Source organism: Sphingomonas sp. CFBP 13733 (assembly GCF_014841795.1).
GTDB classification, from domain to species: domain Bacteria; phylum Pseudomonadota; class Alphaproteobacteria; order Sphingomonadales; family Sphingomonadaceae; genus Sphingomonas; species Sphingomonas aerolata.
Genome location: NZ_JACYUP010000003.1, coordinates 646,240 through 661,994 on the forward strand (window position 1 = coordinate 646,240; position 15,755 = coordinate 661,994).

Sequence of the window (15,755 nt, forward strand, 5' to 3'; positions counted from 1 at the left end):
GCGAAATCTTGGCGTTGACACGGCGCAAACCCCCGCTTAGATCGCGCCCTCGCTGATGCCCCGTCGTCTAATGGTAAGACTGCGGTTTCTGATACCGCCTATTGAGGTTCGAATCCTCACGGGGCATCCAGCGCTTCTGTGGAACAGCAGTATAGCTGCGGTTCGTGCGCACCACCATGCGGCGCGAATATCATGGCTTAAAGGGCTGGTCTTATCCCATTTCTGCGCTCTACCCAGGAGACAGGAATGCCCAAGATTTCTCCATCAAACGTATCTCAAAACGTTCGTCCGCATGACCCGGCGACCTGGCTTCAGCGGACCGAAGTAGACGGCGCAATCGTACCGGCAGTGTCGCTCGAACTCGACGGTGCTAGGGTTCGCCTCGTGAGAGAACTCCGGTGCGACGGCGTTCCCGTACTGAGCATGTCCGCATGGAGCGAGGCTATACACACTCCTCTTCCGCGAGGGATGCATACGAGGCGCTGAGCCATCAGCAGGACAGCTTCACTTACTGGAGCGTCGGGGCAACCGCAATCGGCACGGCATGGCTGACGTCGATCGTCTCGGCCGTGGTCTCGGAATACGCGATCGAACGTGGGCACGCCCAGGCCAACGCAGATCGCGAAGCGGAAGAAGCTGGCCTGCTGGCCGAGCAGGAATTAGCCGCCACGGCCGAGGTCGCGGCCCACTACCGAATGCTGAAGAAGCGCTTCGCGGTAACCCTCGAATACGGAACCGATGACGGCAGATTTTGGTCGATCGCCTTCGACGAGGCATGGGAACGCGATCGCTTCTGGGATTGGTTCAGCTGGCAGACCGAGCGTTTCCAAGAATTCGCTGACCACATGAAGGACGGCGACCGACTCGATCTCGAACGCAAACTGCTCAAGGAAATGATCGTGACCGAGCAGGCGGTCAAGAAGCAGGGGCCCGGCGCCGGCGGACGGCGCCCCCTCCGATTCTGGAGGGGAGAAGTCTGATGGCGACGAAAGCCGACCACGGGAATATGCCCACCGACGCGTTCATAACGGATTCGCTCGAGCATAGCCAATTAGCATGTTGCAAAATTGCATCAGAATAAAGGTATTTTGCAACCTACTTTTGCGACATCAGGACGCGAGAGAACACGAGCGCAGAGGGCTTTGCTGCGAAACTCAGGACATGCGCGACGTGAGCTATTAATCCACGTTGGCCGTGTCGGAAGAGACGCGCTCTTCGTGGATGATCATCTTGTGAAGAGAGCTTCTGCTGCGAAGCTATCGCATCCTGAAAATCTCGTTCGTCGTTGTAGCAGCCAGGACAGTGGCGGCGTCGTAAGGAGAATGATGATGCGCGTGATGGTGTTCGTGAAGGCAACCGAGGATAGCGAGGAAGGTATGAAGCCCTCGCCCGAACTCAGCCAGATGTTCGTGGACATGGGCAGATTCAACGAGGCGCTGGTGAAGGCCGGCATTCTAGTCGCCGGTGATGGGCTAAGGCCCTCGTCGCATGGAAAGCGCATCGCATTCGATGGTCCGGACCGCACAGTTATTGACGGACCTTTTGCCGAAACGCGCGAACTCGTCGCAGGGTATTGGCTCTGGGAAGTCAGGACCATGGACGAGGCCGTCGAGTGGGTGAAGCGCTGTCCGAACCCGATGTTCGGGCCGAGCGAGATCGAGATCCGTCCACTGTACGAAGCCGAAGACTTCGCCGACCTCATCCCGGCCGAAGCCTCAGAAATCCACGACGGCGTCGGTAGGAAGCTGGCAGAACGCTGACGAGCGTGGGCGAGGGGGGCGACGGCTCGTATGACGCTGCGCCGCTACGCTAGAGGAAGCCGAGGTTCCATGACGAACGGTCCCATGCCGCCAGATTGGGCAGCACCGTGGTCAGCTCGCCGTCACTGGTACCGAACCAGGTTGCCAGCGTCGCGGCATATTGATCGACCGAGGTGGTCGGCAGCAGCCGGCCGCGACCGACATCGTCAGGCGTGTTGCTGCCGACGATCGGTGGCTTGCCGATGATCTGGCGTCCTTTGACGGCCCCGCCCACGACCCAGTGCATGCCGCCCCAGCCATGGTCCGATCCGTCGCGGTCGGCCGACAAGGTACGTCCGAAATCGGACGCCGTGAAACTCGTGACGCGGTCGGCAATCCCCATCGTGACGGTTGTGTCGTAGAATGCCTTCATCGATTGCGCGACCGCGCCCAGCATGTTCGGCTGTTGTGTCACCAGGCCGTTGTGCCGATCAAACCCGCCCATCGAGACGAAGAACACCTGTCGCTTCACCCCCAGGTCGGACGATACCGACATCATCCGGGCGACCAGTTTGAGCTGATCGGCAAGCGTATAGTCGGGGAACAGGCCGAAATTCTCCTCCGGCGCATTGGCCAGGGCTGCGTTGACCTGAGCATAGGTGTCGAGCGACCGCCGCACGACCTTGGCATAATCGTCCGCCATTAACGTCTGGCCGCCACCGGTCATCAGCTGGCGCAACGTGTCGGCAGACGTGGCCGAGCCGAACAGCGTCTTGCTGTTGCGCAGCAGCGGCACCGGCCCGCTGCCGGAGACGGAATAGGGAATCGCCTGCCGCCCGGCCAGATACACCGCGTTGCCGCTCGCGTTGATGCAGGTCAGCGTCGCCGATCCATTGCCCGCCGCAACCAGATCGCCGATCCGCCCGCCCCAGCCGGTCGCGGCACCCTCGGGATGGGACGCCTGGAAGAAGCTCTGCTGGTCGTTGTGACTGAACAATTTGGGCGGCAGGCGGACGGTCTTGGCCAGATATTGCGCCTTGGTCGTCGGCTCCATAAGCGTACCGACATTGAGCAGCATCGCCATCTTGCCCTGATCGAACAGCGGAAGCAGCGGAGCCATCGCCGGCGCCAAGGCGTAACGGCGCCCGCCCGGGAGCGCCTGGTCGGGGCGCAACAGCATCGGCGCCAGTGCCTCGCGGGTCAGCGCGACACTCGGCCGGGCCTTCAGATAGGCGGCATAGCTGGCGTCATCATAGGGCGCGAGCGTATTGGCGTAATCATTGCCGCCATAGAGGAAGACGCAGACCAGTGCCTTATAGTCGTTGGCGGTCGCTGCGGCCGCCTCGCCGATCCAGCCGAGCGTGTCGACCAGCGGCGCGGCGACGCCGGCCAGGCCGAGCTGAGCGCTCCGCGTCAGAAAGGATCGGCGCGAATGATGCTGGTTCAGGTGCATGGGGCTATCGCAGTACGAGGCCGTCGGGGGAGGCGAGCGTCAGCATGATTGCCACCCCGACACGGTTGATGGGGCCATCCGATTTGGACAGGCTGATGCTCGCTACCGCCGCGCGGATGGCGGCGATGGTGGCGGGGGGTAACTGACCCGCGGCCAGCAGCAGTACGACCTCGTCGACCAGCGCGTTCGCGTCCGTGGCCTTGGCGAGAATCTCGGTATAGTCGGCCTTTACGTCGCCGACCCCGCCCGAAACCGTGGTGTACATGAAGTTGATGAACGACAGCACGGTTTGCTCGTTGACCAGCTGGAACTCCGGGGCGACGAGCCCGGCTCTACTGACCTGCGTTCCGGGTGCGGAATAGCCGGGGCGAAAAAAGCCGAAGACCGAGGGCGATCGCCCCGGCGACTGGCCCAGCTTGGTGATGGCGCTGAGATCGCCGACCTTCCACTTGCCGGCGGTCACCGCGTTGAACGCGCGCGCCCAGCCGGTAAATCTCTGCACCGGGTCGCGCAGCCGCCCTGCGGAGGGGTTGGTCAACGCGGCGGGACCACGCACCTCGGCATGCAGCAGGATCGCGCGGACCGTGGCCGCCAGATCCCCGCGCTCGCCCCGGCCATTGTCCACGAACGTGCGGGCGACGCTGGCGACATAGGCGGGCGACGGATTGCTGCTTGTCAGCCGCTTGATGAGGTTCAGCGCGAGGAAGGGCGCGACATTGGGATGACGGAAGATGATGTCGAGCGCCGCAGGGATCGCCGTCGCGCCAGGACCGCTGACCGTCGCGCCCAGCACGGTCGAGGCCCCTCCCTCGTGGATCGACTCGTTGACGATCATCGGCAGCCGCAGCCGGTCCGGCGTGTTCTTGTCGGCATTCGCATAGGTCAGCCCGGTCAGCACCCGGGCGAGCTGTGCCACGTCATCGCTGCCGTAGGTTTCGATCGGCTCGCCGCCCGCCAGCTGCGGCGTACCGTCCATATTCAGCTGATGCAGCCCCAGCGTGAACAGCTGCACGAGTTCGCGGGCATAATTCTCGTCCGGCTCCGCCCCGCTGACGGGATCGCCCTTGCGGTTGTCGAGATAGGTGAGGAACGAGCCCATCGCGGTGCTGGTCGTGATCTGCCCGATCAGCGTCCGGTAATTGCCGAACGCATTGTCCATCAGCACGTCCATATAGGCGGCGACCTGCATCGTCGGCCAGGAACCGGTGACGCCGTCCATCCCGACGACCAGGAAGTCGAGCAACGCCATGCCGATCCGTTGGCGCAGCTGGTCGTGCCCGCCGATCGCCTGCCGCCAGATCGTCTGATCCCAGCCATAGCCCGTGCCCGAGATATAGGAGCGGTCGCCCTCGACGCGGACGCTGACCAGCCAGTCCCAGTGCGAGATCTCGCGCGGCATCGCCATCTGTTCGTCGATCCAGCCCTCGAAACCGAGCGCCATGACCTTGTCGATGTCGGCGCGGGTCGCGCCCATGGTCGCCTGCAGCAGGAAACGGCTCGCCTCCTCCTGGTTGACCGGCGCACGGACCACCTGGATCGGCTCCGTGGACGGACCGGAGGTCGCCGGCTCGCTGGATGCTGGTGTCGGAGTTGGGGTCGGGCTGGGCGTCGGTGCCGGCGTCGAAACCGACGGGGTCGGCGTGGGAGCGGGTGTCGGCGTTGGAACAGGCGTCGGCGTAGGAACGGGCGCCGGCGTCGGAATGGGCATGGGCGTTGGAACGGGCGTCGGGATCGGCGTCGGCGCCGGCACCACAACGATTGACCCTGCCCCGGCAGCAGCGCCACTGCCGCTACCACCGCCTCCACCGCATGCCGCCAGGAGCAGCCCTGCAGCCGGTGTTGCCCGTTTCACGCCGACCGCCTCAGACGCGGCTCCCGTTATTCCGTCATCCACTGTGAAATCAGCAAATCGGTCTTTCAGCACGCAACAATCCCCGGCGGTCGCAACGGAGATGCTTACGGCTCCGTGCTGCCCTCATTTGCCGGGCGGTAGTTAACAGCGGGTTCGGAAATCCCCTGTTACCAACTATTTCTACAATAAATGCCCGGATTTGCATGGTCGCGATGTTCATAAGCATGAAAGCCGCCCTCGCCTCGGCTTTAAAACACGGTAAACGTAACTTAACGTTACCCCCCCCATCGCCGTCAGCGGCACGAAGTCATTGCCGCTCTCTGTGTCTTCGTTGACCCGGTGAACGGTGGAAGATTTACCGGTCAGGTCTGGCCGGTCTGGACCCGATCGAGGGGATTTCCGGGCTCAACGCAACTCCTGCACAAAGCCGATGTGCATTCCTTTCTGCCCTAGCTGGTGGCGAGGCCCTGCTATGCACGTGAAGCCGGATTTCTCGCAGGCAGCGGCAGGTAAATGGCTACATGTCGACACATCGACATGTAGCCATCCTCAGTATCAGAACCGCAGCCGCACGCCCGTCGCGATGCTCTCGCGGTGGTCGTCCTGGCCGGTCTGCGCTTCGACCGTCGAGAACAGCTCGACGCCGCTCGGCAGGCGGTATGCGACGCCGGCCGATGCCGTACCGGTCACCCATGCGCGTGGGGCACCCAGCGCGGTCAGCGTCAGCGGTGCACCGGCATAGCCTGCGACCGCATCGGCCCGCTTCCCTTCGATCCGGGTGCGGGCGCCGAACCCGACATAGGGACGGAACGCTGCGTCGGACGCCTCGCTGCGCGCGAACGTCACGCCGGCATCGGCAAAGCCCGTGACATGGCGGTCGCGCGCCACGGTCAGGGCGAACGGCCCGCCGGCCTCGCTCACCCGGTCTCGGGTGGTGCGCAGATAGGTCACGCCGACCTTGGGGGTCAGCGTCCAGTCATTCGCCATGGCCAGCGCATAGCCGACCGACAGGTCGGTCGCCCAGCTGTGCAGGCCGTAGCGCCCGGTTGCGCTGCTCGCCCCCGGCAGTGCGCGCGTGGTGCGGGCATCGCCGCCATCATACAGGATCGACGCGCCGATCCGGATATTGCCTGCCGCATAGCGACCGTGGACGCCTGCGACGACACCATCGGTGCTGGTCGCAGCGCCAAGGGCAGTGATCCGCTGGCGGCTGTCGAGATAGCCCGCAAATGCGCCGACCGACCAGTCACGGTTGCCGATGCCGACCCCGCCGAGGAAGCCGTAACCGCTGCTGCGGGCCTTCGCGGTACCCGCGTCGCGATCGGCACCGAGCGTGTGCCACTGCGCGATCCCTTGCGCGAAGGTGAACACGCCGACGTCCTCGCGGTCGGTGGTCGCAAAGCCCGGTCCGCGTGCGACGTCGGTCAGGCTCAGCGTCTGGTCGACGCCCATCTGCGTCGCCGAGGCATAGGCTTCGGGCGTCAATTGCGCGAACGCCTGGCTGTTCGATGCGCCGCTCGCCGTCAGCAGTGCGGGCAGGGCGGCGAACAGCGTACTGGTCGCCGGCTGCACCTGGATCGCGGCATTGGCATAGTCGATGCTTCGCGCGACCTGCGGGTTGAACGCAGGATCGCCGAGGAACTGGCCGAGCAGCTGGATTCGGTCGGCACGCTGCACGACGAAGCCGAACAGCGACGCCGACTTGTCGATCGTCGTATAGCTACCGTTGATCCCGCCGCTTGCGACGATCAGGTCGTAGGATGTGCCCGGCCGGATCGCACCTTCCGCGACGATGCGGAGCGTCGACCCCGTCGCGATCGAAAGCCCACCGTTGATCACGAGCTTGTCGGCCACGGTCGGCGTGATCTCGAACAGCGACACCGATCCGCTCGCAAGCGAGACGTTGCCCGTCACCGTCATCGTACCCGGCGAAGCCCCTGGGCTGAGCGTGCCGGCGACCGCGATATTGCCGATCACCGACCCGGCCGACCCGAAGGTCGCGCCCGAGCGTACCGCGATCTGCGCCGCGCGGATCGTCGATCCGGCCAGGCCGACAAGTCGACCACCCGACATGTCGACGCTATTCAGCGATGCATCGCCGGCGATCGTCGCATAGCCTGCGGTCATGCCGAACGCCTCGACATTCGCGATCGAGCCGAATGCGACCGGTGCCGCGGCGCTGCCGCCCGATACCAGGATCGCGTCCGTACCAGCCCCGCCGTCGACCGACCCTGCGAACCTGCCCGCAACCGTGAAGCGGTTATCGGCTGCCCCGAACACGACCGGAGCCGTGAGCGACGCCCCCGAGCCGATCGTCAGGTTGGTCGCAGCATTGACGCGCTCATAGGTCTGAACGCCCGTCAGCGTCAGCGTGCCACTGCCTTCGCCGTTCAGGATCTCGAAGTCGCGCAGCATGTCGGCGCCGAGCGTGCGGTCGCCCGCCAGTTCGAGCGTCGCCGTGTCGGTCCCGGCTCCACCCGAGACGGTGCCGAGTAGCGTACCGCCTGCCGTCAGGCGGAAGCCGTCATTGCCTGCACCGAGATCGATCGTTCCGGCCAGCGTGCCGCCCGGTGCGACGACGACGCTCTGCGCGTCGTCGCCGAACGTCAGCGCAGTGCCGGCGGTCCCGAGCGTTCCCGTCACGGTCAGCGCGCCACCTGCAAGCGCGATGCGCTCGAAGCCCGTTGCCGTGCCCGTCAGGGTGACCGGCGCGTTTGCAGTGAAGCGCAACAGGTCGGAGCCTGCCCCGCCCATGTAAAGCCCGCCTGCACGCGTCGCGCCGAGCGCCAGTTCGTCGTTGCCGGCGCCAAGCGAGACCATGGCGACATCGCCGTCGACCGCCAGCGTCTCGGCCGCGTCTGAGCCCGTCACGGTGCCGACGACGAAGCCACCCAGCGCGAGGTTGAGGCCGGTGCCGGCGAGTGCGATCGACTGGAAGCCCTGATCGAGTGTCAGCGCCAGCGTACCACTGCCCTCGACGCTCAAGCGCTCGAAGTTGCTGCGTTGGCCGATGCCGCTGCGGTTGCCGGCGAGCGTGACACCATACAGGTCCTCGCCCGCGCCGCCATCAACGCCGCCCGCGACGCTGCTGCCGGTGCCTTCGACGAAGCGGTCATTGCCGGCGCCGAGCAGGACGGCGCCCTGGATCGTGCCGGTGTTGACGACGCGGTCGTCGCCCGCGCCCAGGTCGACGCTGCCGGCGATCGTGCCCGCATTGGTCACGCTTTCCGCCGCCTCTCCGCCGGTGATCGTCACTGTGCCTGCGCTGGTGAGGACCTGTCCGGCCGCGACCGTCACATCGCCGCCCGACACGCCGATCGTGTCGAAGCGGAAAGTCCCCGAATAGGCGACATTGCCGCTGCCGACCTGTGTGAAGCGCTCGAAATTGACGAACTGGTCGCCATTGACCGCGCCACCCACGGTCGCATCGACGATCAGGCCGTCATTGCCCTCGCCCGCATCGACGGTGCCGACCAGCACCGCATCCGCGCGCTGCAGGAAGCTGTCGTCGCCCGCGCCGAGCAGGACATTGCCCTCGATCCGGCCGCGGTTCTCGATGCTGTCGTTGCCGTCGCCGAGATCGACCGACCCGAAGATCGCACCGGTGTTGACGATCCGGTCGTCGGCGCCGCCCCAGATCTGGATCGCACCGGCCAGGCTGGTGCCGTCAAGCGGGTAGCCGTTCGCCAGCACGCTGCCGGTGCCGCCCCGGATCGTGCCGCTGTTGGTCAGGTCGAGCGCGGTGCCCGATACGAGCAGCGCGACTGCGGACGTGCCGGTCGCCTGGATCGTCCCGCTGTTGGTGATCGTCCCGGTCACATTGGTCCCGGTATCCAACAGCAGGCCGGCCGCCGGAATGGTATAGGTGTAGCGCGTGCCGTCCCAATCCTGATAGGTCTGGGTCAGGCCGTTGCCGGTCGCCTCGATCGTTCCGGTATTGGCGATCGCGTAGGTCGAGCTCGCCGTCGAGCCGAACCTGCCCTGCATGTACAGCCGCGCGGCAACGCCGCCTTCTCCGCTGGCGGTGACGGTACCGTCATTGGTCAGCGTGACCGCGCTCGGGCCGCCGAAATAGTAATCGCTGCCGGTCGAGATCACTAGCGCGGTGCCAGTGGCGGACGTGATCGTGCCGCTATTGGCGACCGCGATTGTGACGGGGGCGGTCTGGTCGAGAACCGTGGTGGCCGATATCGCGAGTCCGCCCGTGATCGTGCCGCTGTTGGTTGCGGTGAGGCCGTCGAGGCCATAGCCTTCCAGGCTTGCGGTGTAATAGTCGCCCGACGAGGCGATCGCGCCGCTGTTGTCAAAAGACAATGTTCCCGACGAAACGCCCTGGTAGACTGCGTTCGACAGAAGCGATTCTGCGCCGACCGTGCCGCTATTGGTGAAGGCGTAGACCGCGCCGCTCACGCCACCCGAGATCGTGCCCCGGTTGACGAACGCGGCCAGCCCGTTGGTCTGTGCCAGCCCGGCCGTGCTGATCGGAAGATAGGTCCACGCGGCGCCATCGATGGTCGCCTCGTTGACGATCGTGCCGTCGCCCCGGAGGTACAGGTCATTTGTAACAGGGTTCGCCGCGGTCAACGTCACGCGGGTGTCGGTGCCGAGCGCCTCGACGTAATCGGCTTCGAAATTGATCCCCGTCCGCTGGTCCAGCACGATGCTGTCGCTGGCTTTGCGCGACCGGCCGAAAATATCGAAGCCCGCGCCGCCATCGATCGTTCCGCTCACCCCGGTCGCAGCGCCGGTCTGAAGAAACATGTCGGTGCTCAACCCGAAGGTCACGTTGCCGGTAACCATGCCGCCATCCGCGACGTAGACGGCGCTCGAATAGGCGTAGGGCGACGTCGCCGCGACATCGCCGATGATCGTGCCGCGGTTGACGATTGTCCCGCCGCTCGAGAGGTCGATCGCGGTCAGCCCGTTGATCGTCCCGGTCGTCTCGTTGGTCAGTACGCTGCCATAGCCCAGCGTGACGGCGGTCGCCTTGCGGCTCTCGATCGTGCCGCTGTTGGTGATCTGCACGGGGCTATAATAATAGCTGCCCTGCACGGCGGTACCGTCGACCCGGATCGTGCCGCTGTTGGCCAGTGTGGTGAAGGCCGTCACGCCGATTGCGCCCGCACCGGTGCCGGAAATATCCGTGCCGGAAATATCCGTGATCGTGCCCGAATTGACGATGTCGCGCGCACCGCTGATCGCCGTGCCGCCTCCGCTCAGGGTGATCGTGCCGCTGTTGGTAACACTGTTCCCGCCGCGGATCGCGACTGCCGGATAATAGCGGCCGGCCGCATTGGCGACGGTGATCGTGCCGCTGTTGGTGACGTCGGCGGTGCCTGCGGCAATCGCCGCCAGCGTCGAATAGAAGTTGGTCTGCGTGGTCGTGGTCAGCGCCAGCGTGCCGGCGTTGGTGATCGTCAGCGCCTGTGCCGGTCCGGCGGTGCCCATGGTCAGCTGGTCGACCGTCAGGATCCCGGTATCGATCAGCGTGCGATCGGTCGCCGAGATCGTCCCGTTCAGCGTCACCGATCCGTTGCCGGTCAGCCCGATCGTGGTGGCAAACGGCGTCGCGGCGGTCAGCGTCAGCGCCGCGGCGTCGGTCAGCTCATAGGCGAGCCCCTCGAACCCGCCGGTCAGTGCCAGCGCCGCGCTGGCATCGGCATTGACCCGGTAGCGCAGCGTATCATAGCCGGCGCCCGCTTCGACCCCGCCGATCGCCCCCGCCAGCGGTCGCGTGCCTGTGCTCGCCAGGTCGACGACGAGCATATCGTCACCGCCACCCAGCCGGATCGCGCCGGTCACGGTGCCGCCCGCGTCGACGAACACATCGTTGCTCGAATCGAAGCTGTAGGGCGAAACGAGGTTCACCGTACCGGCGATCTGGCCGGCGTTGACGATTGCGACGGACGATCCGGTGCCGCTCACCGCCGCGGTCCCGCCCGTGATCGTGCCTGACGCGGCGTTGATCAGCGCGGTGCCGTATCCCAGCAAAACGCCCGTGGTGCCGCCTATTATCGTGCCCGTATTGACCAGTCGTCCGCTCGACAACGACACGCCGGTGGTCGCGCCGATGATCGTCCCGTCGTTGGTCGATCCGCTGAAACCCCCGCCGGAAATCGTCGCGCCGATGCCCGCGGTCGAACGAATCGTCCCGCTATTGGCCAGCGTGCCATAGACGACCGCAGCGCCGGTCCCCGTTGCCGTTATCACGCCGCTGTTGGTCAGCGTCGTATACGCCTGCACGCCCGAGCCGCCATTGGCGGTGATCGTGCCCGAGTTGGTCACCGTCGCGGGCGTGCCCACGGCAAACAGGCCGGTGCCGCCGAGCGATGCGGTGATCGACCCCTGGTTGGTGAAGTCGAGACCGTAGGGCGAGAATGCCGCGATCACGGCCTGCCCGTTGGTCACCAGCGCGGCCTGGTTGACGAGCGCGCCCGTGCCGCTGACCGATATACCGGTGCCGGACGTGAAGCCCGCGGCCAGCGTCGCCACCGCATTGTTGCTCAGGTCGAAGCCCAGCAGCTCGAAATTTGTCGGCAGCACCGCACGGGTGAACACCGCATCGGCATCGACGCCGAACGCCAGCGTATCGCTCCCCGCTCCGCCATCGACCGTTCCGGTGATCGATGCGATCCGGCCGGTCGCGGCGTCATAGCGCGCGCGGAGCGTGTCGTTGCCCGCGCCCAGCACCAGATCGCCGTTGATCACGCCCTGGCGCGTATCGATCGTGCTGCTCGTTCCCGACCCGGCGGTCGAGACCACCGATCCGTTGACCGTGCCCGCATTGGTCAGCGACAGCGCACCGCTGGTCCGGATCGCGGTCGTGCTGCCTCCGATCACCGCGCCTGTCGCGTTGCTGACGTAGAGATAGCTGCCGGTATCGCTCAGCGTCGCGGCCGAGCCGCTCGACACGATCCGGCCGGTGTTGACGACGTTCATCCCGGACACCGTCGAGGCAAGCGCGGCATTGCCGCCTCCGTCGATCGTTCCGGCGTTCGTGACGTAGGAGACCGTGCCGGCGATACCGCCGATCGTCCCGGTCGTGCGGTTGGTGACCGAGAGCGAGCCGAAGCCCGTCTGGTCCGCAACCACCGCGGGGCCTGCGGTGCCGCTGATCGTCCCAGCATTGTCGATCGAGGCCGAGATATAGCCATTGGTGTTGCTGGCATCGCGCCGGATCAGGATCCCTTGCGCGCCCGTCACCGTGCCGCCCGCCGCGACCGTCACCATCGCACTGGCCGACGGATAGCTCGTCAGGGTGGAGCCGATGACGCAGTAATTTACCGAAGCGCCCGCATAGGGATCCGTACATATCGTCGTGAACGGCGTGCCGGTGGTTACGAACAGCCCGGCCTTGCCCGCCCCGCCGTCGACCAGACCATTGACGTCGAAGGACGCATTACTGGCCCGACTGATGATCGCGGCAGCGCCACTGCCGGGCCGCACGGTCGCCCCGCTTGCAATGACGATGCGACTATTGCCAGTTGCGACCGAGAGCCCATCGGTATCGGTGCCCGTGCAGGTCGTGGTGCCATTGGCGACCGTAGGATCGGGGGCGCATTGTGCGAACGCTGGGCCAGCCACGAAAAACGTCGCCGCGATCGCGCTCGTCTGCAACGCGCGCATGCGCACGCGCCGCTTCCGCGACGTCATTTCCCCGACCTTCATGCATTCCCCCGTCTTCTAGTTCGGGTACGCTAGCTTGATCTTCTATTCACGTCCAACAGATATGAAGTGTTTGACAATCTAATGTGTAATGCACCGTTAATAGCACACCGGTGCCAATCTAATATTAATGTATATTCCGTGCATTACGCAATGCATCGCTTGATATTGGCGAGCATCAGTAGGTTAAATTCCATCTACCGCGTTCAATATGGCACGCCCATAATTCGTTTTTTTAAAACGCTCGCCCGCCTCGCGAGCTTTATCGGCGCTTATGAACCCTTGGTTAAACGCAATCTCTTCGAGGCAGGCGATCTGGATGCCCTGGCGGTGCTGGATCGTCCGGACGAACTCGCTCGCCTCGAGCAGCGAGTCATGCGTGCCGGTGTCGAGCCAGGCGTAACCGCGGCCCATCTGTTCGACGAACAGGTCGCCCGCTTCCATGTAGAGGCGGTTGAGATCGGTGATCTCGAGCTCACCGCGGGCGGAGGGCTTCAGGTCGCGCGCGAACTGGACGACGCGGTTGTCGTAGAAATACAGGCCCGTGACCGCATGGTGCGACTTGGGCTTTGCCGGCTTTTCCTCGAGGCTGACCGCCTTGCCGCCTTCGCCGAACTCGACCACGCCGTAGCGCTCGGGATCGTCGACGCGGTAGGAAAACACCGTCGCGCCGCCCTTGCGCGCGACCGCGCTCGCCAGCAGGTCGGTCAGGTGCGCGCCGAAGAAGATGTTGTCGCCGAGCACGAGCGCGACATCGTCATCGCCGATGAAGTCCGCGCCGATCGTGAAGGCCTGGGCGAGGCCCTCGGGCTTGGGCTGTTCGGCGTAGGAGATGGCGAGGCCGAACGCGGACCCGTCCTCGAACAGGCGACGGTAATTGTCGATATATTCGGGGCTCGAGATGATCAGGATGTCGCGGATGCCCGCGAGCATGAGCACCGACAGCGGATAATAGATCATCGGCTTGTCATAGACCGGCAGCAGCTGCTTGTTCACCGCGAGCGTTGCCGGATGAAGCCGCGTGCCCGAACCGCCGGCGAGAATGATGCCCTTCATTGGGAAATGTCCTTCTTGGGGGCCCCGAGCAGTTCGTCGAGGATGTTGCCGAGCGCGGTCTGCCACGCGGGCGGATGGATGCCATAGTCGCGCGTGATCGCGTCATGGCTGAGCAGCGAGTTGGCCGGGCGCGTCGCAGGTGTCGGATAGTCGCTGGTCGGGATGCCCTCGACCTCGGCGCTGGCCCCGCCGCGCGCGCCGCTCTGCGCGAAGATCTCACGCGCGAAGCCGGCCCAGGTGACCGCGCCGGCATTGCTGAAGTGATAGACGCCGGTGGGGGCGGCGGGATCCTCGACGAGCCGCATCGCGATCGTCGCGAGCGCCGCGGCGAGATCGGTCGCGGACGTCGGGCTGCCATGCTGGTCGTCGACCACGCGCAGGCGCGGGTTGGTCGCGCCGACACGCAGCATCGTCTTGACGAAGTTGTTGCCGTGCGCGCTGACCACCCAGGCGGTCCGGACGATCGCGTGGCGCGCGCCCGAGGTGCGGACCGCGAGCTCCCCGCCAAGCTTGGAGGCGCCATAGACGCCGAGCGGCGCGACCGGATCGGTCACTTCCCACGCGCCGTCGCGCGCGCCGTCGAAGACGTAATCGGTCGAGACCTGGACGATCGGGATGCCGGCTTTGGCGCAGGCTTCGGCGAATGCCGCGGGGGCCATCGCGTTGACCGCCCAGGCGGTGACGATGTCGCTTTCCGCCTTGTCGACCGCGGTATAGGCGCCGGCAGAGATCACCGCGGCCCAGGGCGTACCGTGATGGCCACCCGCGACCATCGCGGCGATCGCCGCGGTATCTCGCAGGTCGAGCTCGTCGATGTCGATCGCGCTGACCGCCCAGCCCTCGGGCCAGGCATAGCGCTTGAGCTCGGTGCCGAGCTGGCCGTTGCCGCCGGTGACGAGAATCCGCTTCATGCCGCCAGCTGCGGAAGCATCGCTCATACCGAAAGCCCGCGACGCTGGTCGGCCTTGTGCTCGGCGACGATCGCCTGCCACCAGTCCTGGTTGTCGAGATACCAGGCGACGGTCTTCTCGATACCCGTCTCGAACGTCTCGGCAGGCTCCCAGCCGAGCTCGTCCTTGATCCGGGTCGCGTCGATCGCATAGCGCTTGTCGTGGCCGGGGCGGTCGGCGACATAGGTGATCTGCGTCGCGTAAGGCTGGCCATCGGCGCGCGGGCGGAGGCGATCGAGGATCGTGCAGACGGTCTTCACGACCTCGAGATTCTGCTTCTCGTTGTTTCCGCCGACATTGTAGGTCCGGCCGGGCTCACCCTTTTCGAACACCGCGTGCAGCGCGCGGACATGATCCTCGACATACAGCCAGTCGCGGACCTGATCACCCTTGCCGTAGACGGGCAGGTCGGCGCCCGCGAGCGCCTTGACGATCATCAGCGGGATCAGCTTTTCGGGGAAGTGATACGGCCCGTAATTGTTGGAGCAGTTGGTGATCAGCACCGGCAGGCCGAAGGTGTGGCCCCAGGCGCTGACGAGATGGTCCGACCCCGCCTTCGACGCCGAATAGGGCGAACGCGGATCATAGGGCGTCTCTTCGGTGAACAGCCCGGTCTCGCCGAGCGAGCCGTACACCTCGTCGGTCGAGATATGGTGGAAGCGGAACGCCGCCTTCGGCGCGTCGCCGAGCGACAGCCAATAGGCGCGCGCCTCGCTCAGCATCGTGAAGGTGCCCACGACGTTGGTCTGGACGAACGCGCCGGGGCCGTCGATCGAGCGGTCGACATGGCTCTCGGCCGCGAGATGCGTGATCACGTCGGGCTTGAACCCGGCGATCGCCGCGCGGACCGCGTCCGCATCGCAGATGTCGCCCTGGACGAAGCGGTAGCGGTTCGAATCCGCGACGCGCTCGACCGTCGTCAGCGTGCCCGCATAGGTTAGCTTGTCGAAGTTGAGGACCTCATGGTCGGTGTTTTCGATCAGGTGACGGACGAGGGTCGACCCGATGAAGCCGGCCCCGCCGGTGACGAAAATGCGCAT

7 protein-coding genes, 1 tRNA gene and 1 pseudogene are annotated in these 15,755 nt (G+C 65.6%); 3 read left to right on the top strand and 6 right to left on the bottom strand.

The window, feature by feature from the left end; all coding sequences use genetic code 11:
- Window positions 1-56: 56 nt before the first annotated feature.
- The 3 genes and pseudogenes from IFT71_RS11650 to IFT71_RS11660 all read left to right on the top strand — a co-directional run.
- Window positions 57-130: transfer RNA gene (locus IFT71_RS11650), tRNA-Gln, on the top strand.
- Window positions 131-431: 301 nt separating this feature from the next.
- Entirely contained in the window at window positions 432-980 is a 549-nt protein-coding gene (locus tag IFT71_RS11655; RefSeq protein WP_192140919.1) for a hypothetical protein, read from the top strand.
- Window positions 981-1,328: 348 nt separating this feature from the next.
- Window positions 1,329-1,679: pseudogene (locus tag IFT71_RS11660) on the top strand (YciI family protein); the annotation flags it as partial.
- A gap of 130 nt (window positions 1,680-1,809) precedes the next feature.
- Here IFT71_RS11660 and IFT71_RS11665 read toward each other — a convergent pair.
- The 6 genes from IFT71_RS11665 to rfbB all read right to left on the bottom strand — a co-directional run bounded on the left by IFT71_RS11665 (window position 1,810) and on the right by rfbB (window position 15,755).
- Entirely contained in the window at window positions 1,810-3,192 is a 1,383-nt protein-coding gene (locus tag IFT71_RS11665) for a DUF1501 domain-containing protein (RefSeq protein ID WP_192140923.1), read from the bottom strand.
- A 4-nt stretch (window positions 3,193-3,196) separates the two neighbouring features.
- Window positions 3,197-4,723: a DUF1800 family protein gene (locus tag IFT71_RS11670; RefSeq protein ID WP_197976117.1), complete on the bottom strand. Its 1,527-nt coding sequence runs from the start codon at window positions 4,721-4,723 to the stop codon at window positions 3,197-3,199.
- An 876-nt stretch (window positions 4,724-5,599) separates the two neighbouring features.
- Entirely contained in the window at window positions 5,600-12,712 is a 7,113-nt protein-coding gene (locus IFT71_RS11675) for an autotransporter outer membrane beta-barrel domain-containing protein (RefSeq protein WP_192140925.1), read from the bottom strand.
- A 183-nt stretch (window positions 12,713-12,895) separates the two neighbouring features.
- Window positions 12,896-13,765, bottom strand: a complete 870-nt coding sequence (gene rfbA / locus IFT71_RS11680; RefSeq protein ID WP_192140927.1) for a glucose-1-phosphate thymidylyltransferase RfbA — start codon at window positions 13,763-13,765, stop codon at window positions 12,896-12,898.
- Window positions 13,762-14,703, bottom strand: coding sequence for a dTDP-4-dehydrorhamnose reductase (gene rfbD / locus IFT71_RS11685; protein ID WP_244654874.1), 942 nt, complete (start codon window positions 14,701-14,703; stop codon window positions 13,762-13,764). Before rfbD ends, rfbA begins: the two co-directional genes overlap by 4 nt.
- Window positions 14,700-15,755, bottom strand: a complete 1,056-nt coding sequence (gene rfbB, locus IFT71_RS11690; protein WP_192140929.1) for a dTDP-glucose 4,6-dehydratase — start codon at window positions 15,753-15,755, stop codon at window positions 14,700-14,702. The genes rfbD and rfbB overlap by 4 nt, the downstream gene beginning before the upstream one ends.